The sequence below is a fragment of the Lactococcus sp. S64 genome (assembly GCF_016516525.1).
Classification (GTDB): domain Bacteria; phylum Bacillota; class Bacilli; order Lactobacillales; family Streptococcaceae; genus Lactococcus; species Lactococcus lactis.
This window is the reverse complement of sequence record NZ_JACVUQ010000006.1, coordinates 110490-135481: the sequence shown is the minus strand read 5'-3', so window position 1 is coordinate 135481 and position 24992 is coordinate 110490. Positions and strand designations below refer to the sequence as shown.

General features: G+C 37.0%; 18 protein-coding genes. All 18 read right to left on the bottom strand.

Annotation, left to right across the window (positions count from 1 at the left end):
- On the bottom strand, positions 1 to 3969 hold a 3969-nt coding region (essC, locus tag IAE51_RS08365; RefSeq protein WP_200095174.1), incomplete at its 3' end, for a type VII secretion protein EssC.
- Between the two features lies 1 nt (position 3970).
- The gene (essB, locus tag IAE51_RS08360; protein WP_200095172.1) at positions 3971 to 5098 is read right to left on the bottom strand and encodes a type VII secretion protein EssB; all 1128 of its coding nucleotides are present in this window, start codon (positions 5096 to 5098) and stop codon (positions 3971 to 3973) included.
- Complete coding sequence (locus tag IAE51_RS08355; protein ID WP_143459493.1) at positions 5085 to 5348, bottom strand: EsaB/YukD family protein; 264 nt, start codon at positions 5346 to 5348, stop codon at positions 5085 to 5087. Before IAE51_RS08355 ends, essB begins: the two co-directional genes overlap by 14 nt.
- On the bottom strand, positions 5348 to 5818 hold the full coding sequence (essA, locus tag IAE51_RS08350) for a type VII secretion protein EssA (RefSeq protein ID WP_143459491.1): 471 nt from the start codon (positions 5816 to 5818) through the stop codon (positions 5348 to 5350). Before essA ends, IAE51_RS08355 begins: the two co-directional genes overlap by 1 nt.
- 106 nt (positions 5819 to 5924) lie before the next feature.
- Positions 5925 to 6215 (bottom strand): WXG100 family type VII secretion target, encoded by a 291-nt coding sequence (locus IAE51_RS08345; protein ID WP_011835708.1) that lies wholly within the window; start codon positions 6213 to 6215, stop codon positions 5925 to 5927.
- Positions 6216 to 6549: 334 nt separating this feature from the next.
- Positions 6550 to 7962 carry a Fe-S cluster assembly protein SufB gene (sufB, locus tag IAE51_RS08340; RefSeq protein ID WP_004255207.1) on the bottom strand — a complete coding sequence of 471 codons (1413 nt, stop codon included), beginning with the start codon at positions 7960 to 7962 and terminating at the stop codon, positions 6550 to 6552.
- 233 nt (positions 7963 to 8195) lie between these two features.
- Positions 8196 to 8654 carry a Fe-S cluster assembly sulfur transfer protein SufU gene (gene sufU, locus IAE51_RS08335; protein WP_004255197.1) on the bottom strand — a complete coding sequence of 153 codons (459 nt, stop codon included), beginning with the start codon at positions 8652 to 8654 and terminating at the stop codon, positions 8196 to 8198.
- A 115-nt stretch (positions 8655 to 8769) separates the two neighbouring features.
- On the bottom strand, positions 8770 to 9252 hold the full coding sequence (locus tag IAE51_RS08330; RefSeq protein ID WP_010906139.1) for a hypothetical protein: 483 nt from the start codon (positions 9250 to 9252) through the stop codon (positions 8770 to 8772).
- 1 nt (position 9253) lies between these two features.
- On the bottom strand, positions 9254 to 10471 hold the full coding sequence (locus IAE51_RS08325; RefSeq protein ID WP_033899923.1) for a cysteine desulfurase: 1218 nt from the start codon (positions 10469 to 10471) through the stop codon (positions 9254 to 9256).
- Positions 10471 to 11727 carry a Fe-S cluster assembly protein SufD gene (sufD, locus tag IAE51_RS08320; RefSeq protein ID WP_200095170.1) on the bottom strand — a complete coding sequence of 419 codons (1257 nt, stop codon included), beginning with the start codon at positions 11725 to 11727 and terminating at the stop codon, positions 10471 to 10473. The genes IAE51_RS08325 and sufD overlap by 1 nt, the downstream gene beginning before the upstream one ends.
- Positions 11728 to 11864: 137 nt before the next feature.
- Positions 11865 to 12635 carry a Fe-S cluster assembly ATPase SufC gene (gene sufC, locus IAE51_RS08315; RefSeq protein ID WP_004255181.1) on the bottom strand — a complete coding sequence of 257 codons (771 nt, stop codon included), beginning with the start codon at positions 12633 to 12635 and terminating at the stop codon, positions 11865 to 11867.
- A gap of 174 nt (positions 12636 to 12809) precedes the next feature.
- Complete coding sequence (locus IAE51_RS08310) at positions 12810 to 14141, bottom strand: glycosyltransferase family 4 protein (protein WP_021722251.1); 1332 nt, start codon at positions 14139 to 14141, stop codon at positions 12810 to 12812.
- 2 nt (positions 14142 to 14143) lie between these two features.
- Positions 14144 to 14845: an adaptor protein MecA gene (locus IAE51_RS08305; protein ID WP_004255173.1), complete on the bottom strand. Its 702-nt coding sequence runs from the start codon at positions 14843 to 14845 to the stop codon at positions 14144 to 14146.
- Positions 14846 to 14974: 129 nt separating this feature from the next.
- The gene (locus IAE51_RS08300) at positions 14975 to 15709 is read right to left on the bottom strand and encodes an amino acid ABC transporter ATP-binding protein (RefSeq protein WP_200095168.1); all 735 of its coding nucleotides are present in this window, start codon (positions 15707 to 15709) and stop codon (positions 14975 to 14977) included.
- The gene (locus tag IAE51_RS08295; protein WP_004255158.1) at positions 15709 to 16395 is read right to left on the bottom strand and encodes an amino acid ABC transporter permease; all 687 of its coding nucleotides are present in this window, start codon (positions 16393 to 16395) and stop codon (positions 15709 to 15711) included. Before IAE51_RS08295 ends, IAE51_RS08300 begins: the two co-directional genes overlap by 1 nt.
- 147 nt (positions 16396 to 16542) lie before the next feature.
- Positions 16543 to 17451 carry a diacylglycerol kinase family protein gene (locus tag IAE51_RS08290; protein WP_200095166.1) on the bottom strand — a complete coding sequence of 303 codons (909 nt, stop codon included), beginning with the start codon at positions 17449 to 17451 and terminating at the stop codon, positions 16543 to 16545.
- A 144-nt stretch (positions 17452 to 17595) separates the two neighbouring features.
- The gene (gene rpoC / locus IAE51_RS08285; protein WP_033899917.1) at positions 17596 to 21219 is read right to left on the bottom strand and encodes a DNA-directed RNA polymerase subunit beta'; all 3624 of its coding nucleotides are present in this window, start codon (positions 21217 to 21219) and stop codon (positions 17596 to 17598) included.
- 108 nt (positions 21220 to 21327) lie between these two features.
- The gene (rpoB, locus tag IAE51_RS08280) at positions 21328 to 24918 is read right to left on the bottom strand and encodes a DNA-directed RNA polymerase subunit beta (protein ID WP_033899915.1); all 3591 of its coding nucleotides are present in this window, start codon (positions 24916 to 24918) and stop codon (positions 21328 to 21330) included.
- Positions 24919 to 24992 lie beyond the last annotated feature (74 nt).

The window sequence follows — 24992 nt, the reverse complement described above, 5'->3', positions numbered from 1 at the left end:
TGTCAAAAAAGGATAAATTAATTTTGCTTGTTTAGATGATTCAGGGAAAATCCCCAATGTTCTACCTTTGTACAATTCAAAGGTTTCTGGTTCAGAGCTAGCCTTATTCAGACCAAAGTACAACATATTGCCAGATTCTTCTGAAATATAATCATCAAAAGTTTTCACATCTAAATCATCTGGCACCATTGGAATTTCATCTGGCAAACTTCCAGTCCAAGAGTCGTTCATTGCTGTAATTTCTTGCTCAAGTGCGGTTAAAACTTCTACTTCGCTTTCTCCTTTTACTGGCAAGTAAATTTGGAGGGCAAGTGGTTGGTCTAATTTAATTTGAGCACGTCCTGGAAGCTCTACTTGCTCTAGCTTGTCACGTCCAAATAAATTACTTAAATCACCATCTTCATTAAGAAAGAGCGCCATTTTAGTTTGGATATTTGCCATCATATTCATACGAATAGCATTGTAACGTCCAGCAGTAATAACCAAATAAATTCCGACGGCGGCACCTTCACGCAAGACTTTCATTAACAGATTGTCAATATTGTCTTTTCGATTGTCGTTTTGGCTCAATCCATCATATGAATCAAGAACATTTACAAGAATTGGAAGTTCTCGTTTTGCTTTAGCTTGATATTGATTGAGATTTGCCACTCCTTCTTTTTTGAAGAGTGCTTTACGTTCTGCTAAATTTTGTTCTAAACGATGGAGCATTTTTTGTAACTTTTCATTTTCTTCTAAAGTTACAATATCTGCGACATGAGGGAGATTTTTAAGTGGTAAGAGTCCATTTGTTCCAAAATCAAATAAATTAAATTGTACTTGTTCAGGCGTGTTTTGACGAGCCAAGTTCATCACCATGGTTTGAAGGGTAACTGACTTACCAAATCCAGGGCTAGAGAAGATGACAGTATGAGAAGTTTCTTCTAAATTATAGTTGTAAACTTCTTGACTTTGCATACTTGGAATATCCAATAATCCCAAAGGAATTGAAAGATTTCGTTTTTTCTTAGCTTTTGGTTTCATTGTGACAATGGCTTCACCAAGGTTTGGTAGCCATGGTTTATCAGGTTTCGTATAACTTGAATGCTCAAAGTTTTTGACGATTTCAGCAATGGTTGCTTCTAATTGTGTCGGTACATCTTCTTTGACCGCTCCTTGGTCAATAAGGTCTTCACGTGGGTCATAAAGCAATTCCCATTGTCCAGATTCATTGACACGGTAAATCCGCTCATCTTTGATTTCTTCTGTTGTTGCATGAGGGTTGTAATCAACACCACCATAGCCTGATTGGAAGAGTTCATAAACTTCACTTTCCCCCACTCGAAGATAACCACGTCCCGCATTAGTAATGTGAGCAGCATCGCCTGTTTTAATCAAGGCTTTAGAATTGGCCTCGTCTGACATTTTGAGGGCAACTTTAGATTTGGCATTGGCGTCAATTTGGTCATTGACGACACCATCCGGTTTTTGAGTTGCAAGAATCAAGTGAACTCCAAGAGAACGTCCAATACGTGCAACTGAGGTCAATTCATCTAGGAATTCTGGAACATTTTCTTTCAATTCCGCAAATTCGTCGGAAACAAGCATCAAGTGTGGCAGTGGTTTATGTGGATAATTCACACCCTCGCGTGGATTGTTACGTTCACGATAGAGTTTGGTATAGCCAGCAATATTACTTACTCCGTACTCTCTAAATTCACGTTGACGTTTTTTGAGTTCGGCATTGATAGAGGCTAAGGCTCTTGCTGTTCCGGCACCGTCTAAGTTCGTGATTGAACCCATGAAATGAGGAAGGTCAGCTAGAGTATCCGCAATTCCTCCCCCTTTCCAGTCGATAATCAACATTCCGATGTCTTCTGGTGAAAAGTTAATGGCAAGCCCCATTAAGAAAGTTGTTAAGAATTCAGATTTACCAGAACCAGAAGTTCCCCCAACAATCGCATGTGGACCATGCACTTGCTCATGTAAGTCCCAAAAGGCGAATTCTTTTTTCCCTTTCCATCCTATCATAGATGCAATTGATTTACTTGGTTCCGCTTGTGCCCAACGCTCAGAGATATTTAAATCTTCAACCGTTTCGACAAGATATTGTTCAAGCAAACTTAAGCGCTCAGGAATGGCATTTTTTTCTACTTCCATATGCTCTAAGCTGGACATTTGACGAAGAACGACTTCAAAGTTTTCTTTACTTTCAAGTTGAGGATAGGGTTTATATACTTTGTCTAAATGAAGTCCATTATCTTGAATCAAAACACCGGCTTGTTGATTTTTGACCTCAACAAGAGCTGTGATGGTTTCAGGTAATAGTTTTTTATCCTCTTTAGCCCAAATTACTGTCACACCCAAATCAGACATATCCTCAGCGAGGAATTCATTAAGTCCATGACCTGCAAGATAAGAATCATCAAATATTGTAAAGACGAAATGAGGGAGGAAAGTTGGTTTTTCACGACCAGCCGCATTTAATTCTTGTTTTCTTGAGTTAATAATTTGATAAAAACTTGATAGAATAATATCTCGTGATTTTGCATTGTGTACAATTCCACGTGTATTAATCCCTTGTACTTTAAAATGTGGAAGGAAACGCCATTGTTGCCAATCTTTTGCGTAAGATTTTTCAGGAACTAGAGTAATGAAATTGAGGTCACGATAAGATTGGAAGAAAGCCATTTGCAGATAGAGATTGGAAATCGTATTTTTTAAAACATCATAATTTCCGATTAAACCTAGGGTTTGATTTCTTAAATCCAAAGCGACAGGAACATCTTCCTGTTGGCTGTATTTCTCAACTAAAGCTTTAACGTGGGTTGCCCATTCATCTTCATCACGCGAAGTATAGTCTGTTTCAACTTTCAATCCTGAGGGTTGAGTTCCAGTTCCTAATGAAACTTGTAGAAAATCTTTATTATTAACCATTCGTTCATAAAGACGAGAATCATATTTTTCAATCATCTCCAATAATTCTTGAGGAGAGGGTTGTTGATAATGAATAATTTCATTTTCTTGGCGATGAGCTTGACCTATTTTAGAGGTTGTTTTGGCAAGATAAGCTTGGTAGTCTTCTTCCCGATGACTTTCTCTTTCTAAACGGTCTTTTTTCTCGGTCCGATATTGTGTAACTGTAAAGGTTACTGTCATCAAACTGGCAAGAGCGGTTGCCATCATCATCAATGGATTACGGCCAGACATAAGAGTAGTGATACTACCAGCAGCCAACATTCCCACTGGTGGCAAAACTGCTTTTAATAATCCACCTTTAGGTGCTTGTTCTTTATCTTCAATCTTTTCATACTTAAATTTTTCTTCAGGAATTTCTAAATTTAAACGTGGTGAACGACGATACTCTGGGAAATCTTGTGGTTTTTCGAGTTTACGATGTTGTTCTAAGAAAAATTCGGGATTAAAAATAATTTCTTGTGAAAAAGCGGTCACTTTCCATTGTTCAGAACGTCTTTCCACCATAAGATCAGGCGTGAGAATAGTATCTCCAACTTTTATTTCTCGACTACCGCTCTGAGTCAATCTTTCATTATTATAATAAGCAAAATCACCAAGAGGTTTGATAAGGGCTTTTGGATGATTTTCGTCTTCGTTATCAATAATAACAAGAGAATCATCCAATGTTTGAATTGCACGATGTTCATTTTTATTGTTAATGACTAGTTCTTGATTATCCAAAACTAAGAAGTGAGTATGTAAATCTTGGGCCGCTAAAACAAGAAAAGTTATTCCATCAATTTCATTTTTCCCTGTGGAAACTCTGCCACCATTTACTAAAACATGATCATTTACAATCCCAAACATCAAGTTCTCATAAGTGCTAGTCATTTGTAATTCGGTTAGAGTTACACGTTCTAACTGGTCTTTTAAAATGAAAATAACATAGAGAATTTCTTCAGGGTGGCGCACTTCATAGAGGAAATTTTGATTCTCATTTTGGGAATTTTCTAATTCAAATAGTTCTTTCATATTATTTTCCTAAACTCTTACTTAGCTCTTGAATTTGTTTGTTATATTCTTCAAGTTTCTTCTGTTTCTCATCACCATTCATTGAAGTATTCAATTTTGTAGCTTGGTACAAATCTGTATAAGCAAGCAAGGTTAATTGGTCATCTCCAATATTTTTGGCTAAGTTTAGCGCTTTTTCAAATTCACCACGTCCTTGATAAATCCAATAATTCAAAGTATTATCATCCGTTGTGGATGAAATATTATTTAAAACGGCCGCCTTTTGGGTTTGACTCAAATTTGCTAAATTAATTGATGAAGAAGCTAAAACAAAACGAGCATCCTTAGAAAGTTGTTTGGGTTGATAAGACTTCAAGTCATCCAAAGTTTTGTCATAGTGGCTAGTAATGAAATCTGCTTGCGCAGTCATAATCGCTTTTTGTTTAGGAATAGTTGTTTTTTGGTCAATAATTGTCAAAACTCCCATAGCAATTGCAGCTACTACTGCAACTGAACCAGCATATTTAAAAAATCTGTAACGGCCTTTAGAAACTTTAACTAAGGCTGCTTCTTCTTTTTGTCTTTCTTTAGTCAGCTTTGTTTCTACTAAATGTAGGACCTCTTCAAAAGAATCACAATTAGAGAGCGCTTGACTAAATTTATCTCTTAGGCTCATTTCGCCATTGACGAAATTATCATATGATATTTTAGGATTCAAGATTGCTAAAGTTAATGCTTTATATTGAGAAAGAGCAAGAGTATCATCAATGTTCATTGGAGCAATTCCATCTCTTATTCCAATATGAATAAAAGTCAGGTCGCCATCAATGAAAAAGATATTTTCTGGATGAACAAAAGGGACTTTATAACCTGAATTTTGAGTGCTTAAAGTTTTGAGTTTTAAGACTAATTCTAATCGTTCAAGCTCTGATTTCATTTCAAGCATCAGCGATTTCAAACTTTTTTCTTTATTTGATAAAGGATAAGAAATTTTAAAAGCAAACTCTTCATCTTCTGAACTTACAAGATTTGTCTTACTTTTGATAAATTCTAGTTCTTGCTGATTGACTTGTGTTCCTGTTAAATAGACAATAAATTGTTCGTCTTTTCTCTCAGCTGTGAGGGTGTTCTGTCCATCAAATAATTTCATCTTTTTCTCCTACAATGAGCTGTAAAATATCGCCATTTCCCAGCCCTAATTCTTTCAAAGTCAATCCACTCCCTAGTGCAACTGATTTTCCTTTAACAATAAAATTCCAGTGTTCGGGCAAGTTTTGCCTATTAACTTTAAAGGCTTGTGCTAATAATTCAATCAAACGTGTTGATGTAACATTTGAGGGAACAGCTAAATCCACTTGTTTTCCTAGCCACTCCAAACTAATTTCAATGTGGTCTTTCATTATTTCCTTCTCTTCCTACGTGTCAAATTTCTAGCAATATATCCAGTTAAAATCATTAATGGTAGTGCCATAATTAAAAGAATGAGCATTCCATTATTTTTGGAAGTTTCCTTTGAATCATTTGACGCAACATTTGTTTGACTGTAATTTTTAAATAATTCTGTTTTAAGACTTTGATAATTTGCCTTATATAATTTATTTTGACTTTCTTTGTTGAAATCTATTTCGTCAATGTGTTTAGTTGCTTCCTCGCCACTTTTTACTTTTTCTTGTGCTTTTTTATCTAAATCTTTTGAGAAAAGTTGAGAGCGTATTGCGAAATCAGAAGTGCTTGAACCGGCTCCTGACTGAGTGGTAATCATATCAGAATTAAGTTGCAAGCTTCCGTCACTATCGGCAGAAACAGCAAAAGGACTATAAAATAGAAATAATAGTCCACTGAAAATAAAAAATACTTTTTGTTTTTTCATTTAATCTCCATAAAATAAGGCTTATGATTCCTTATACTCCTTGTATTTCTCCGCTTCACCCTTAGAAAGTCTCAAAATAAAAGAGCACCGCAGAGGGTGCTCATCATTAAAATCCAAAACTTTGAGCATCTTGTGCATCGCGTTCTTCAACAGTATCTGCGTATTTATTCAACTGTTGATTGATACTTTCAAGCAATTCTTCAAATTTTCGAACATTTTGTTCTAATTGATTGTATTGTTCTAAGTATGCTTGGAATGCTTGACCTTTCCACTCTTCAGCGATTGTTGAATTCATAGAATTCACACGTTGAATCGCTTGTTCAATTTGCTCTTTAGATTGAATGTAAACTTGTGCTTGTTGTTTTAGCTCAGCTGGCGTTACAGAAATAGCTCCCATTTTAAATCTCCTTAAATTTTTAATATATATGTAATTAATGAAACTTATTACCTTAATTTTATAATATATAGACCTTAACTTTTTACAAGTATATTTTATCACAACGATTTTGTTATGTCAATAATTCAATTGACCTATAATTGAAAAATATAAGTATTAAAACAAAAGAATAATTTCATTTTGATTACTTGCTTTTTTCTTTGTATTCACAAACCTAATATTTTGCCCTATTCTACCCGATTTTATTGAGCTCTCATGCTCATTAATAAACAAAAAAACGTTTCTTTATTCAGAAACGTTTTTATTTCGACTTTTCCTAAAGTTTTAGAGAAACTTACCCGATAGAACCCTCCATTGAATAAGAAATCAAGCGATTTAATTCAACAGCGTATTCCATTGGCAATTCTTTGGTAAAGGGTTCAATGAAGCCCATGACAATCATGTCAGTTGCTTCTTTTTCTGTGAGTCCACGACTCATCAAATAATAGAGTTGTTCTTCTGAAATTTTTGACACCTTCGCCTCGTGTTCCAAGGCAACTTGTGAATTATGAATTTCATTGAATGGTACGGTATCTGATTTTGATAAATCATCCATTAAAATTGTGTCACATTCAATATGAGAAGCAGATTTTTTAGAATTTTTTCCAAAAGTAACTTGTCCACGGTAATTGACTGCTCCACCATTTTTGGCAATAGACTTAGAAATGATTGAACTTGAAGTATTTGGTGCGTTATGAATCATTTTAGCACCTGTGTCTTGATTTTGATTTGCTCCAGCAAAAGCGATTGAGAGCATTGTTCCACGCGCTCCTGGTCCATTCAAATGAACGGCTGGGTATTTCATGGATACTTTTGACCCTAAGTTTCCGTCAATCCATTCAACCGTCGCATTTTTTTCTGCAGCAGCACGTTTGGTAACCAGATTATAGACGTTATCTGACCAGTTTTGAATAGTAGAGTAGCGCATATAACCACCCTCTTCAACAAAGATTTCAACCACTGCTGCATGAAGTGAACTTGCGGAGTAAGTTGGTGCAGTACATCCTTCAACGTACTGAATAGATGCCCCTTCTTCAACAATAATCAATGTCCGCTCAAACTGTCCTGATTTTTCGTTGTTAATACGGAAATAGGCTTGAATCGGAATCTCACATTTGACTCCTTTAGGAACATAGACAAATGACCCACCAGACCAAACGGCAGAATTTAAGGCTGCCAATTTGTTATCCGTTGGTGGAACGAGTTTACTGAAATATTTTTTGAAAATTTCTGGATAGTCACGTAATCCTGAATCGGTGTCAGTGAAAATAATTCCTAATTTTTCAAATTCATCTTTCATATTATGATAAACAACTTCTGATTCATATTGAGCAGAAGCTCCTGCCAAATATGAACGTTCCGCTTCTGGAATACCAATTTTTTCAAAAGTGTCTTTGATTTCTTGAGGAACGTCTTCCCAAGAACGCGCAGCTTTTGCTGATGGTTTTTGATAATAAACAATATCATTAAAATCAATACCAGAAAGATCTGGGCCCCATTTTGGCATGTCCAATTTTTTAAAAGCTTCAAAAGATTTCAGACGAAACTCTAACATCCACTCAGGTTCATTTTTTGTTTCAGAAATTTCGCGAATAACTTCTTCGGTCAAACCTAAACCTGTTGTGAATTCAAGTTCTGCATTATCGTGAAATCCAAATTTATATTCTTCGAGGTCTTTGACGACTTCTTGTGTACTATTTTCTGTCATTTTTCTTCCTCTTTGGCATATTTATTACTGACAGACTTGTCAGCTTTGCTGACAAATCCTTCATCCATTGATAAAAAGCTCAATTCAATCGCTTTTTACTGACAGACTTGTCAGCCTTACTAACAAGTCCTTTATCCATTGATAAAAAGCTTTTTTCAGCCGCTACTGACAAGCTCATCAGTTTTACTGACGAGTTTTTATTTGCTGATAAAAAATCTGTCAGTAATTTTTAGCTATTCGCCATGAATTACTGTTTCTTGTGCTTCACCAACATCAATGGCTTTTTTTAGGGCATTCCAAGCCAGAGTGGAGCATTTTACTCGAGCTGGAAATTTACTAACCCCTGCAAGAAACTGAGCATCTCCAAGTTTTTCTTGTCGTTCGTCAGTTTCACCGGTCACCATTGCTGAAAAAATAGTTGCCAACTCTTTTGCTTCTTCTTTTGTTTTTCCAAGAACAGCAACGGTCATCATTGAAGCTGAAGCTGTTGAGATTGTGCAGCCATGACCGCTAAAAGCAATGTTTGAAATGACATCATTTTCAAATTCAACAGTCAGGCGAATCACATCACCACAGGTTGGATTGTTGAGGTCAACCATACATCCTGTCTGTAATTCTCCAGCATGACGTGGATTTGATGAGTGGTCAAGAATTACTGCACGATATAGATTATCTAATTTAGATAAAGCCACATTTTCACACTTTCTTTATTTTAATATTGATAAAAATAAATTCTAAAAGTTACTGACAGCCTTCTTTAATGACTTATAAAATTTCTGTCAGTAACTTTTTGATTATTCTTTTTCTCTAATCATCCGTTTTTATTCCATTTTTACGAATATAACGAAGGACGAGGTTTGCTGCAATTACCACAGCTAAAATGATGATGATAAATAGAATGAGTAAGCCAATCGAACCCTGAACGAGTGAACGAAATAGGCTTAGTCCTCCTGAGGCATAGATAAATCCCCAAGCTAAGTAACCTGGAATCGCAGCCAATGTGTATTTATACCAAGACCAATTTGTTAGGCCAGCGCCAAATTGAACAGCAGTTTGAAAACCGACCGTTAAAAAAGACAGAGGAATAATTGGCCAACCCATTTTTTGAATCGCTAAAATTCCAGCGGAAGTCTCTGAATTTTTCTCAAGTTTTTTGCCCCACTTCGTTTTCAAAATTCCATGATAACTCAATTTTCCTAACCAAAAAGTACATTGAGCTCTAAAGAAAACAACAACAAATAAAAATGTGGTTGCCAACCAAAGTGGGAGGGAGGCGACCCAATTAAGCATATTAATCAAGGTTGAAAAACTCCTTTGTTTTTTTAAGTGCTTCAACTAATTTATCACAATCTGCTTTTGTATTATAAAGATAAAAGCTTGCTCTAGCAGTTGCCGGAGTTTCGAGATAATTCAATAAAGGTTGAGCACAATGGTGACCAGCTCTTACAGCTACCCCCTCCATATCAAGGGCAGTTGCGACGTCATGTGGATGAAGTCCTTCAATATTAAAAGCAATTAGACCGCCTCTTTTTACATTATCTTTCGGTCCATAAATCTTTAAGCCTTCAATTTCTTGAAGTTTTGGCATTAGGTAATCAATCAATTCAATTTCGTGCTGATGAATTTGGTCAATTCCAAGCTCTTGAATATAATCAATCGCAGCTCCTAAAGCAATAGCACCCGCAATATTAGGTGTGCCAGCTTCAAATTTCCAAGGAAGTTCTGTCCATGTTGAATGACTTTCATAAACAAAATCAATCATTTCTCCCCCAAATTCGACAGGTTCAAATTGATTTAGAAGTTCTTCTTTGCCATAAAGAACGCCAATTCCGGTTGGTCCCATCATTTTATGACCTGAGAAAGCAAAGAAATCGACATCCATTTTTTGAAGGTCAATCGCCATATGTGGTGTAGATTGTGCACCATCAACCACCATGTAAGCACCGTGTTCATGAGCAATTTTGGTAATTTCTTCTACTGGATTAATTGTCCCTAATACATTAGAAACATGAGCAATCGATACAAATTTAGTTTGATTAGTGATTTTTTTACGTAAATCATCCATATCTAGCTGACCATCTTTAAGATAGACAAACTTTAAGATTGCTCCGGTTTTCTTAGCAACCTCTTGCCAGGGAACAATATTAGAATGGTGTTCCATAATCGAAATGACAATTTCATCCCCTGTTTTTAAGATTTGCCCAGCAAATTGAGCAACCCAGTTGATTGAAGTCGTTGTTCCTCTAGTAAACAAAACCTCTTTTGTTGATTTAGCATTGATAAACTGACGGACTTTTTCACGCGCCGCTTCGTATTTTTCAGTTGCTCGTTCTGCCAAAGTATGAACACCACGGTGGACATTAGCATTATCATTTTCATAATAATCTTTTATCGCAGCCAAAACCTTCAAAGGTTTTTGAGTCGTTGCCGCATTGTCCAAATAGACCAAAGGTTCATCATTAACAATTTGATTCAATACTGGAAAATCTTTTTTGATGCCTTCAAGCATTACATGCCCAGCTTTCTTTCAATAGTTTCAATAAATTCTGCTTGGACTGATTTGACAGGAATTTCACTGACAACTGAACCGAGAAATCCTCGAATAACAAGTCGTTTAGCAGTTTCTTCGTCAAGTCCACGAGATTGAAGATAGAATAAATCTTCCTCATCTACCTGACCAACAGAAGCTGCGTGACCCGCAGTTACTTCATTTTCATCAATCAAGAGAATTGGATTTGCATCTCCTCGTCCTTTATCAGAAAGCATTAAAACATGAGAAGATTGTTGGGCATCCGCATTTTTCGCCCCTTTGATAATATGACCAATGGCATTAAATGTCAAAGTTCCTTTATCAAGAATTACACCATTTTGCAAGATATGACCAACCGAATTTAGACCAAAATTAGTCACTCTTGTATCAATTCCTTGCGTTTGATGACCTGTTGAAATCCCAACCACTTTAATTTGTGAATGAGAACCATTCCCTTTGAGGTCACTATCAAAGTCAGCAACAACATTTCCGTCATTCATGACACCAACGGACCAGTCAACTGTTGCATTATCACCAATCAATCCGCGACGAACAACTGAAGCTGTAACATTTTCTCCTAAACGGTCAATGGCTGCAAATTTGACTTGAGCCCCTGCTTTTGCAATCACTTCAACGACAATATTTGCTTTTACCTTTGAGCTTTGCTCGCCACTTGTTTCCAAACGTTCAAGGTAGTCAACTTTGGCATTTTTTCCAACGATAATTAAAATTCGTTTATTAAAAGGAACTTCTGATGAACCCTCTTGCATCAAAATTGATTCAATGGGTTCAAGAACTTCCACACCATCTGGAACATAAAGAACTAATCCAGAATTAAATGTCGCAGTATTTGCTGCTGTTAAACGACTTTCATTAAATGGAACCACAGAACCAAAATTTTCCTCAAGTAGTTCAGGAATTTCGGTTAAAGCTGAATTGAAATCTGTGAAAATTACGCCTTGTTCAGCCAAATTTGGTGTCATTTGTTCCATAACTGTTTGACTTCCGGCTTGAACAAGCAAAGGATGATTTGGAATTTCCGTAAAAGTAGGAACAGATCCAATTTCTTCGTTTTCAGAAATTGTTAAATGGTCTAAGCCCCAACGATTAATTTTTACTCGTTCAATATTAGGTAATTCTAGATTTTCAAATTCAAGTGCAGCTTTTTGACGTAAATCTGATAACCAAGCTGGTTCAGCATGCATTTGTGAAAAGTTTAAGATTTCTTGATTCATAATTAATATTAGCAAGTTTACATTTTCTTAACTGAGTTCACTAATTTGCAGACAAAACATTCTGTCAGTAAATTAATGAACTTTAGACTTACTGACAGCTCTGTCAGTAAGCAAAAATAACTTACTATCTCCTTTCCTTAAACTTCTTCTTTATATTCTAATCCAAGTTCCTCAGCGATATTGACATATCCTTCAGTTTCTAGACGTTTAGCTAGTTCTGCGCCACCTGTTTTCACCACACGACCATCCATCATAATGTGGACAACATCTGGTGTAATATAATCAAGCAAACGTTGATAGTGGGTAATAATCAATGCCCCAAATTTCTCACCACGCATTGAATTAACACCTTTAGCAACAACTTTTAAAGCATCAATATCAAGTCCTGAGTCAATTTCATCAAGAATAGCAAAAGTTGGTTCTAACATCAAAAGTTGAAGGATTTCATTACGTTTCTTTTCACCACCAGAAAAGCCTTCATTGAGATAGCGCTCAGCCATTTCTTCTTTCATGCTCAAAACTTCCATATTTTTATCCAATTTTTTGATAAATTCCATAACAGAAACTTTGTCATCCTCAGCACGTTTAGCATTCATTGCTGCTCGCAAAAATTCTGCATTCGTAATTCCTGGAATTTCAGATGGATATTGCATGGCAAGGAAAAGTCCAAGACGAGCTCTTTCATCAACGCTCATTTCTAAAACGTTTTGACCGTCAAAAAGAACTTCTCCTTGTGTCACGCTATAATTAGGATTTCCCATAATTGCAGCAGATAATGTTGATTTACCAGTCCCATTAGGTCCCATAATCGCATGGATTTCATTGGTGTTGATGACTAGATTGACCCCTTTGAGAATCTCTTTATCTTCAATCGCCACATGAAGATTTTTAATTTCAAGTGTAGCCATTTTTTCGCTCCTTTGAATTGTCAATTGTATTTGACATTTATAGTCTCTATTCTAACAAAAAATTGACAAAATTTGTTATTTTCGCATACATTATTTTTATTAATCGCAATATAAATAATAAATGACAACAGGCATTTTTAGATATCAAAAAACCTCTAAAATTAGAGGTTTTTCTTATTTTTTATTTCGACTTCTACGATAATTTTGAATTGGGAATTCTTGTGTTGGTTCATCAATTTCCTCATCTATCATTGAATGATTTTCAATATCTTCTTCATTTTCATCTATATCTGCATCTTCATCAGAATGGAGAACTTTATCACGATAACTAGAATTTCCAACAAATTTCAGTGCTTTTAAGACTGGCTGCCGATTTTCGCCTAGAATTCCAACAAGTTCAATAAATATTTCCAATCCAAAGAGACAAGCAATCACTAAGAGAATCCCACCGATACGACTTGAAAATTGCAAAAGAATGGAGATAAATGCAAATATTGATGCAATTCCATAAATGACTAGAACAGCTCCACGATGAGTAAAACCAAGTGCCATTAGGCGATGGTGAAGATGTCGTTTATCAGCCGTTGCAATCGATTGACGATTAAGTTTCCGACGAACCATTGCCATAATTGTATCCGTAATTGGTACTCCTAAAATTAGTAAAGGAGTCAAAACGGCTACAGCCGTTGCATTCTTTAATCCTTGCAAAGAAGCAACCGAGATGATAAAACCAAGGAATAGGGCTCCCGTATCTCCCAGATAAATAATCGCTGGATGATAATTATAAGGAAAGAATCCCATAATTGCAGCCACCATTATAAAAATGGTAATCGGTAAAAATACATTTGGACTTGGTAAGAAAAAGTAAGAAACAATTCCCATTGTTGTCAGTGAAATAATTGATACTCCACTTGCTAGTCCGTCCAATCCGTCAATTAAATTTATTGCATTAGTAATCGCAAGTATCCAAAAAACGGTAAAAATAAAGGATAACCAAGCAGGAAAGATTAGTAAAGGTCCCCCGAAAGGAATTTTTAAATTATCAAAGCGGGCGTTGGTAAAGAACCAGATAAAACTCGCCGCAACTGTCAATCCTAAAAGTTTCATTTTAGGTGAAATTTCTTTTATATCATCAATCAAACCAGTCAAAACAACAATTCCAGCACCAACAATAAAGGGCCAAATGTAGCTAAAATAGCTGACTAGCTGAATTGGCTGATGACTTGCGCCATGTACTGGAGGTTGCGAATGAATGGGAGGCTGGTTATGAACAATATGTGGCAGAATAAACAAGGTCGCAATCGCAAAAGCAATGAAAATGACCAAACCTCCAGCAGAGGGCATTGGTTTTTTATTCACACGACGCTCGTTAGGCTTGTCCACCGCACCAATTGCTTTGGACACAAAAGTCATAATTGGCGTTAAAATCACAGAGATACCAAAAGTGATAATAATAACAATTAGAAACTTAAGTGCAAAGGGGATTTCTTTTAATGTATCAACCATATTTAGATTTTTCTAAGAACATCTAAAGCACGTGTCGCGATAAGACATTCACCATACTCCTGCAAAAATTCTCGACTCATTTTTGTTGCTTCCCCATATTCCATCATTCGTGAACGGGTACTTTCAACATGCATCTTGCCTTTTTCTTTTTGATTATCCAAAACAACAAGATAAAAATTGCCATCATAACGATAAAACTCTGATTCTTCATCAGCAAACTTCACATTTTTTATTCCTGTTAAGACAGACATAATATCTTCATAACGAATAGAGTAATAAATAAAATCTGGCTCTTGTTCAGCTTCGTCTTTTTTTGTTCCTGGTAAACCAAGCCCAGGTTTAAAATCAGTAATTCCTCGCTCGCGCGCCATATCTGCCCCTATTTCATTTAATTTATTATAAAAACCAGTCATCAATTCTTCAAACTCTTCTGGGTCATCTGGAATTTCTCCACCTTCACCTAGCATCGCTTCTTCATGAACAATCATATGAACACCTTGAGGAAAAGGTTGGATTTGGAAAGTTAACATTCCCACATTTCCAAAGCGATTTTCTAAACCAAGCTCATCAACCAATTCATAGAAAAATTGTTCAATGACTTCTTGATTTCCGAAAAAGTCTGATAATTTGATATCATAATCTGTCAAATCATCAAAAGACAAGGTGATTTTTATAGTATTTTCGTTTATATCCTCATATTTCATTTTGTTTTCTCTTTTCTATAATTTGTCTTCTATCACTTTACCAGTCTTATTAGTATTATACCACAGACCAGAAAAAAAACAGCAGACATGCCGTTTTTTTGATATTCTCTTTAACTATAAGCTTTTAAATTATAGGACTTTTGCTAAAAAGTCTTGTGTTCTTTTTTCTTTTGGTGAATCAAAAACTTGAGCCGGTTTTCCTTGCTCAACAATTGTCCCATCAGCAATGAACAAAACTCTGTCAGCAACTGTTTTAGCAAATCCCATTTCATGGGTTACAACAACCATTGTCATGCCTTCTTTGGCAAGTTCTTGCATCACGGCTAAAACTTCACCAACCATTTCAGGGTCAAGTGCTGATGTTGGTTCATCAAAAAGCATCACATCTGGGTTCATGGCTAAAGCACGAGCAATAGCTACCCTTTGTTGTTGCCCACCTGACAATGCTTGTGGATAAGCCTCTGCTTTATCTGAGAGTCCAACTCTTTGAAGTAAATCTTTCGCCGTTTTTTTAGCTTCTTCTTTGGTCATTTTACCCGTTTTAACTGGAGCCAAACATAGATTTTCAAGGACTGTCATATTAGGAAATAGATTAAATTGTTGAAAAACCATCCCCATTTTTTCTCGGTGTTTGAAGACATCCACTGATTTATCAGCAATATTAACTCCTTCAAAATAGACTTGACCATCTGTTGGCTTTTCTAATAAGTTCATCGTTCTTAAAAAAGTTGATTTCCCAGAACCAGAGGGGCCAATCATCACAACAACTTCCCCTTTTTTTATTTGGATATCAAGTCCTTTTAAGACTTCATTTTTTCCAAAATATTTATGCAGATTTTTTATTTCGATTAAATATTCATTCATTATTTTGCATATCCTTTCCCGAGTTTCTTTTCAAATAAAACAAGTAAGCGACTGACAACAAAAGTGACTACAAAATAGTAGAGAGCTACAAATAACATCGGGCTGATGGTTTGATAAGTCAAATTTGCTACTGTTTGTGCACCATTGAAAACTTCCATTACCCCAATTGTATAAAGAAGCGAGCTGTCCTTGATAATTGTCACAAATTCATTGCCGACGGCTGGTAGAATGTTTCTCAAAGCCTGAGGTAAAATAACGGTTGCCATCGCTTGTCTTGGCCGAATTCCTAATGAATAGGCTGCTTCTTTTTGACCAAGAGGAACAGCTTCAATTCCAGCCCGAACAATTTCCGCCATATAAGCCCCCGAATTCAATGAGATTACAATAATCCCTGGAATCAAGCGCCCCAAATCTTGTTGTAAAATCCCAACTTGAAAGGTTGGTAAAGATAGACTTCCCATTAAGCCAAAACCAAGCATAATTTGAACGAGCATTGGTGTTCCACGGAAAATTTCAATATAGATATTTGCCAACCAGCGCAATGGAGCAATTTTAGAAATCTTGGCAAGGGCTGTGACAATCCCTAAGAGTGTTCCAATCAAAACCACGAAAGCTGAAATCAAAATTGTGACAATCATCCCGTCATTAAAATAGGGCAGATATTTCGGTAAAAAATCAAAGTTCATATTTTCTCTTTTCTGTTTTATAATTTCTATTTTTATAAAAAAACAATAGCATAATTATAATATAAAAAGTATAAAAATACAACAATTATTGTATAATAATTAATTGAAAATAAATAAAAACTCCATAATTGGAGTTTTTTTATTCTGTCAGTAAATAATCATTCTTCTTTCAGTACTGATTGAAAGTCTGTCAGCAGCAACTAACTCATGAATTTCTCCATCAATTTGGACTGGTTGACTTTCTGCTAATTCTACAGAAAACTGAGGACTCACTCGGTGTAAAAATAAAGGATGTTTTAAATGCATTCCACGAAGAACACTTGGAATTAATGAAAAAGTCCGTAATAAATGATGTTTATTATATTCAACAAGGTGAATATCTGCATTTTCATTGGTGGCCTCAGGAGAAATTTTTACTCCACCTCCAAAGTATGGATGTTTGGTAAAAGTCATCAGAAAGGCATTTTCTAGTGAAATTTCTTGATTTTCTACTTCAATTAAAGCTGGAAATGGTTTTTTAGTTATCAAAACGTGCAAGGCAGTCAAAATATATGAAAAACTTCCCAATTTCAATTTGTTAAGCACTTGTTTAAGCTTTCCTTCATTGGCAGATTTCACGATAGTTGCATCTAAACCAATTCCAATATTATTTAGAGCATAGCCACTCAATCCTTTAGATTGATAATTCATGATAAAAATCTCATGATTAATTCCTCTACGAGCAGCTTCAAAAGATTCAATTGGGTCAAGTTTCAACTTTAAACTTCTGGCGAAATCATTGCCAGAACCTGAAGGAATATAAGAAAAGGCCTCTTCTTCTGGAAGTTCATTAATGACAAGTGAAATGGTACCATCCCCACCAATAATAACTAAGTGGTCATTCGGATTTTTAAGGTCTAATATTTGTCTGACCAAAGCGCCTTCTTCTCCAGCAGCTTTAGTTTTAAAAAGTCGATATTCATAATTATTTTTTTCCAAATATGGAATCAAAGTCTCCAAAGTCCGCGCACCTTTACCTGCACCAGAATTGGGATTTGCAAGGAGATAATAAGTCATAGAATTATTTTACCAAAAATGACAGAGATTTTATGTTTTTAATGATTTTGTCAGTAAATTTAATAAAAAAAGTTACTGACAAAAATAAAAAAATTACTGACAGAAATTCTGTCAGTAATTTTTATTTATTTTCTAGATTTAAAATTAGTTTTCCACAGTTTCTGTTTCAACTTCTTCTACTTCTGGAGCATTTGTTAAATCAGCTAAAGGTTCAATGTTACGGTAACGGAACATACCTGTACCAGCAGGAATAATCTTACCGATAATAACATTTTCTTTCAAACCAAGCAAGTGATCTTCTTTACCACGAATTGCGGCATCAGTAAGGACACGAGTTGTTTCTTGGAATGATGCAGCTGACAAGAATGAATTTGTTTCAAGAGAGGCTTTAGTAATACCCATCAAGACTGGACGACCAGTTGCAGGCATTTCACCATTCAAGAGTGCAGTTTCATTCAAAGCTTCAAAGTCAGAAATATCCATCAAAGTACCTGGAAGGATATCAGTTGAACCATTATCCATGACACGAACTTTACGAAGCATTTGGCGAACCATTACCTCGATGTGTTTGTCACCAATTTCAACCCCTTGTGAACGGTAAGTTTTTTGTACTTCACCGAGCAAGTAAGTTTCAACTGACAAGGCATCACGAACTTGAAGCAAGTGTTTAGGTTCGATAGAACCTTGAATCAAAGGTGCACCACGGTGAATAAATTCACCTTCTTCAACCATCAAGACATCAGCCATACCTACAGTGTAGCTACGAGTGTCTGTTTTACCTTTAACAGTAATTTCACGAGTACGTGTAGCAGGATCTTCAACGATTGATTCAACTGTACCAGTTACTTCAGTGATGATTGCTTCCCCTTTAGGGTTACGTGCTTCAAAGATTTCTTGAACACGAGGCAAACCTTGAGTGATATCTGAACTTGACGCAACACCACCCGTGTGGAATGTACGCATTGTCAACTGAGTACCAGGTTCACCGATTGATTGAGCGGCGATTGTACCAACAGCTTCACCAACTTCAACAGCATCACCTGTTGCCAAGTTGATACCATAACAATGTTTACATACACCATGTGGAGTTTTACATGTAAATACTGAACGGATAGTTACTTCTTTAACACCAGCATCGATAATTTTACGGGCAACATCTTCAGAAATCAAAGTGTCGTCAGCAATAATCATTTCACCAGTTTCTGGATGAAGCACTGATTTACGAGTATAACGACCTACCAAACGTTCAAAGAGTGGTTCAACCATTTCTTTACCAGTAGCAATATCAGAAATTACAAGTCCACGGTCAGTTCCACAGTCGTCTTCACGAATGATAACATCTTGGGCAACGTCAACCAAACGACGAGTAAGATAACCAGAGTCGGCTGTCTTAAGGGCCGTATCGGTCATCCCTTTACGGGCACCGTGAGTTGAGAAGAACATTTCCAAGACAGAAAGACCCTCACGGAAGTTTGAGATGATAGGCAATTCCATGATTTTACCATTAGGAGCGGCCATCAAACCACGCATACCAGCAAGTTGAGAGAAGTTAGAGATATTACCACGGGCTCCAGAGTCCATCATCATAACGATTGGGTTTGTCAAATCCTGTTCATCAATCAATCGTTTTTCAAGGGCTTCTTTTGCATCACGCCAAACACCTGTAACAGCGTTATAACGTTCATCATCAGTAATCAAACCACGACGGAATTGTTTAGTGATTTGTTCCACACGTTTGTGTGCAGCATCGATGATTTTATGTTTATCTTCAACAACAGGGATATCAGCGATACCCACAGTCAAACCAGCCAAAGTAGATTGGTGGTAACCAAGGTCTTTCAAGCGGTCAAGGTACTCAGATGTAGCTGTTGTACGGTAACGTTTGAAGACTTCAGCGATGATATTTCCAAGATATCCTTTTTTGAATGGACGAACAGTATCAATTCCAGCCAAAACTTCTTTGATATCTTGACCAGCATCCATAAAGAAACGGTCATCAGTTGAAGTTGTCAAGTTAACATCAGTTGGTTCGTTCAAGTAAGGCATTCCTTCAGGAATGATTGAGTTGAAAATAACTTTACCAACAGTGGTTACCAAGATTTTATCTTTTTGGTTTTCTGTCCAAGGTTTGTTGAGTGATTTTGTTGCGATACCGATACGAGTATGTAAATGTACATAACCATTACGCATTGCAATTTCAACTTCTTCAGGAGTTGAAAAAATCATTCCTTCGCCTTCACGACCTTTTTCTTCCATCGTAAGATAGTAGTTACCAAGGACCATATCTTGAGATGGTGTAACAACTGGTTTACCATCTTTAGGGTTCAAGATATGTTCAGCAGCAAGCATCAAAAGACGTGCTTCAGCTTGTGCTTCTTCAGACAATGGCAAGTGAATGGCCATTTGGTCACCGTCAAAGTCGGCGTTATAGGCTTCACAAGCAAGTGGGTGAAGACGGATGGCTTTACCATCAATTAAGACTGGTTCAAAAGCTTGAATCCCCAAACGGTGAAGCGTAGGTGCGCGGTTAAGAAGAACAGGGTGTTCTTTAACAACTGTTTCAAGTACATCCCAAACATCAGAATCTTGACGTTCAACTTTACGTTTAGCCGCACGAATATTAGCAGCCAATTCTTTCTTAACAAGTTGAGCCATTACGAATGGTTTGAACAACTCAATCGCCATTTCACGCGGAACACCACATTGGTACATTTTGAGTGTTGGACCTACAGCGATAACTGAACGTCCAGAATAGTCAACACGTTTACCAAGCAAGTTTTGACGGAAACGTCCTTGTTTCCCTTTCAACATGTGTGAAAGAGATTTCAATGGGCGGTTACCAGCACCAGTGATTGGACGACCACGACGACCATTGTCAATCAAAGTATCAACAGCTTCTTGAAGCATCCGTTTTTCATTTTGAACGATAATATTTGGAGCATTAAGTTCCATCAAACGTTTCAAACGGTTATTACGGTTAATAACACGACGGTATAAGTCATTCAAGTCAGATGTGGCAAAACGTCCACCATCTAATTGAACCATTGGACGCAAATCTGGTGGAATAACTGGTAATACGTTTAAGACCATCCAAGATAAAGCATTTCCTGATTTTCTGAAAGCTGACAAAACGTCCAAACGACGAATAATTTTTACACGACGTTGTCCAGTAACTGTTTTGAGCTCTTCTTTGAGTTCAGAAACTTCTTTATCAATATCAACATCGTTCAACAAATCTTGAATCGCTTCAGCACCCATTTTTGCAACGAATGAACCAAAACCATTTTTCAAAAGTTGTTCACGATATTCACGTTCAGTCAAGAGTTGTTTCTTCTCAAGATCAGTTTCTTTAGGATCAATCACAACATAACTTGCAAAGTAAATCACTTCTTCAAGTGCACGTGGACTCATATCAAGAGCAAGTCCCATACGTGATGGAATTCCTTTGAAGTACCAAATGTGTGAAATTGGAGCAGCAAGCTCAATATGTCCCATACGTTCACGACGTGATTTTGCAGTTGTTACTTGGACACCACAAAGTTCACAGACTTGATTTTTGTAGAAAACACCTTTAAGTTTTCCACAAGCACATTCCCAGTCTTTTTGAGGACCGAAAATACGTTCATCAAAGAGTCCTTCACGTTCAGGTTTTTGTGTACGATAGTTAATTGTTTCTGGTTTTTTAACTTCACCGAACGACCAGTAACGAATTTTTTGTGGAGATGCGATACCAATACGCATACTCTCAAATTTATTTACATCAACCAATTCTTTCTCCACTTCTAATAAATTTAACGCTAGACGATTATGAGATTAGAGATTTACTGACAGAAATTTTTGTCAGTAAATCTATCTCAAAATATTAATTACAAAATCTTATTTTTCAGTATTAGCGTTAATCAAAGCTTCTTCTTCAGCTTCTGCTTGTGCAACAATAGCTTCCTGTGCTTCAAGCATTTCAGGAGTAATTTCTGTATTATCTGGACGAGTCATTACTTCATCTTCATCCAATTCACGTAAGTCAAGAACATTACGGTCAGCATCAAGGACTTTCATATCAAGACCAAGTGATTGTAACTCTTTAACCAATACGCGGAATGATTCAGGAAGACCTGGTTTAGGAATACGTTCACCTTTAACAATAGCTTCATAAGCGCGCGTACGTCCAATCACGTCATCTGATTTGTAAGTCAAGATTTCTTGAAGAACATTGGCAGCACCATAGGCTTCAAGTGCCCAAACTTCCATTTCCCCAAAACGTTGTCCACCGAACTGCGCTTTACCACCGAGCGGTTGTTGTGTAACGAGTGAGTAAGGACCAACTGAACGAGCATGGAGTTTATCATCAACCATGTGGTGAAGTTTAATCATGTACATGACACCGACTGAAATTCGGTTATCAAATGGTTCACCAGTACGTCCGTCATAAAGGACTGTTTTCGCATCATCAGCCATTCCAGCTTCTTTAACGGTATCCCAGATATCTTCATCAGATGCTCCATCAAACACTGGAGTTGCAATGTGAATTCCAAGTGTACGAGCAGCCATACCTAAATGGAGCTCCATAACTTGTCCGATATTCATACGTGATGGTACCCCAAGTGGGTTCAACATGATATCAATAGGTGTACCATCTGGTAAGTAAGGCATATCTTCCATTGGAACGATATTTGAAACAACCCCTTTATTACCATGACGTCCGGCCATTTTATCCCCAACGTGAATCTTACGTTTTTGAGCAATGAAGACACGAACAAGTTTATTCACACCTGATGGCAATTCATCACCATTTTCGCGTGTAAATACACGAACGTCATGAACAATACCGCCACCTCCGTGAGGAACACGAAGTGATGTATCACGAACTTCACGAGCTTTTTCACCAAAGATTGCACGAAGCAAACGTTCTTCTGGTGTTGGATCAGTTTCACCTTTAGGAGTTACTTTACCAACAAGCAAGTCGCCATCTTTAACTTCAGCACCAATACGGATAATTCCTGATTCATCAAGGTTTTTGAGTGCTTCATCCCCAACGTTTGGAATTTCACGAGTAATTTCTTCAGGGCCAAGTTTTGTATCGCGTGTTTCTGATTCATATTCTTCGATGGCAATTGATGTATAAACGTCGTCTTTAATCAAACGTTCTGACATAATTACCGCATCCTCGAAGTTATAACCTTCCCAAGTCATATAAGCAACAAGTGGATTTTGACCAAGGGCCATTTCTCCATTTTCCATAGAAGGTCCATCAGCAATGATGTCCCCTTTCTCAACTTTTTCTCCAAGTCGAGCCAATGGACGTTGGTTATACGAAGTTCCTGAGTTTGAACGACGATATTTTGTAATATTGTAAATATCAAGTTCACCAGAAGTACGACGAACACGAATTTCATTACCATCAACATACTCAACAACACCAGCATGTTTTGCAAGAAGTGCAGCACCTGAGTCACGAGCAGTTTGATGTTCCATACCAGTACCAATCCAAGGTGCATGTGGGTCAATCAATGGAACTGCTTGACGTTGCATGTTGGCACCCATGAGGGCACGGTTGGAGTCATCGTTTTCCAAGAATGGAATACATGCAGCAGCAACGGCGATAACCTGTTTAGGTGAAACGTCCATATAGTCTGCTGTTGAAGCTTCAACTTCAATATTGTTACCAGTATGACGAGCCATAACTGTTTCGTTAGCAAAGCGGCTATCTTCAGTCAATGGTGAGTTTGCTTGGGCAACAGTATAGTTGTCTTCTTCATCGGCAGTTAAATATTCAACTTCGTCAGTAACCACACCGTTCACACGGTCAACACGACGGTATGGTGACATGATGAAACCATATTCGTTTACTTTGGCATATGATGACAAGTTGTTAATCAAACCGATGTTTGGTCCTTCAGGTGTTTCAATAGGACACATACGGCCATAGTGAGTATAGTGAACGTCACGTACTTCATATGAAGCACGGTCACGTGAGATACCACCAGGTCCTAAGGCAGAAAAACGACGTTTGTGTGAAAGCTCAGATAAAGGATTGTGTTGGTCCATAAATTGTGACAATTGTGATGAACCAAAGAATTCTTTAATTGAAGCTGTTACAGGACGAATGTTAATCAAACCTTGTGGTGTGATGTTTTCATTTTCTGAAGATGACATACGTTCGCGAATCACACGTTCCATACGTGAAAGTCCGATACGTACTTGGTTTTGAAGCAATTCACCTACTGAACGGATACGACGGTTACCTAAGTGGTCAATATCGTCCACTTTACCAATTCCTTCAGCAAGACCAAGCCAGTAGCTGATATTTGAAATCACATCGGCTGGTGTCAAGACACGGCATTCTGCATCAGGATTACCATTTGAGAGTAATGTAACAACACGTTCTGGATCTTTAGGTGAATAAACTTTGATACTTTGCAAAGTAATTGGTTCTGGAATTACAGCGTCGTCAGATGGTTCAACAACAAAGTTTCCAAGACCGTTATCAAGCAATGGTTCGATTAAATCAAGCACATCACGAGTAACAAGAGTATCTGTATTAACAAGAATTTCACCAGTTTCTGGGTCAACAATTGGTTCAGCCAAAGTCAAACCAAGCAAACGATTTTTAAGCGCTAATTTCTTGTTAAATTTGTAACGTCCAACAGGTGCGAAGTCATAACGTTTTGGATCGAAGAAACGAGCAACAAGCAAGCCACGTGAGCTATCTGCTGTTTTAGGTTCTCCTGGACGCAAGCGGTCATAGATGTCTTTGAGCGCTTCTTCTACACGCGTGTCAGCTGGGTTTTTATGAACATCTTTTGCAATAGTGTCTGTTAAAAGTTGAGTTTCTCCCAACAATTCAAGGATTTCTTCATCTGAACCAAAACCAAGCGCACGAAGCATAGTTGTAAAAGTTAATTTACGTGTACGGTCAATACGAACATAACCAATGCCTTTAGCATCTGTATCTAACTCAAACCAAGCTCCACGGTTAGGAATTGTTGTATGTCCAAAACTTTCAAGACCGTTTTTATCAGCTTTAAGATGGAAGTATGAACCAGGACTACGTACCAATTGGCTAACGATCAAACGTTCTGAACCGTTATTGATAAATGTCCCCATTTCAGTCATGAGTGGGAAGTCACCAAAGAAGACTTCTTGTGTTTTTAATTCACCAGTTTCTTTATTTACAAGACGGAAGGTTACATAGATAGGTGCTGAATAGTTTGCGTCATGTGCGCGAGCTTCTTCAACAGTGTATTTTGGGGTTTTCATTTCATAACCAACAAATTCGAGTTCCATTGTACCCGCAAAGTTGTCGATTGGAAACATTTCTTTGAAGACATTTGCAAGACCTTCATCGAGGAAGTTTTTATAACTTAATGTTTGAACTTCGATGAGGTTTGGCAAACCGATTACTTCTTTAATACGTGAAAAACTGCGTCTTGTACGGTGTTTACCGTATTTTACGTCATGTCCTGCCAAGTGTTTTCTCCTCTATTTTTTAGATTTGATTAAAAAAGTCTGTGTTTTTGATGAATTTTTAATTAAAAAAACCG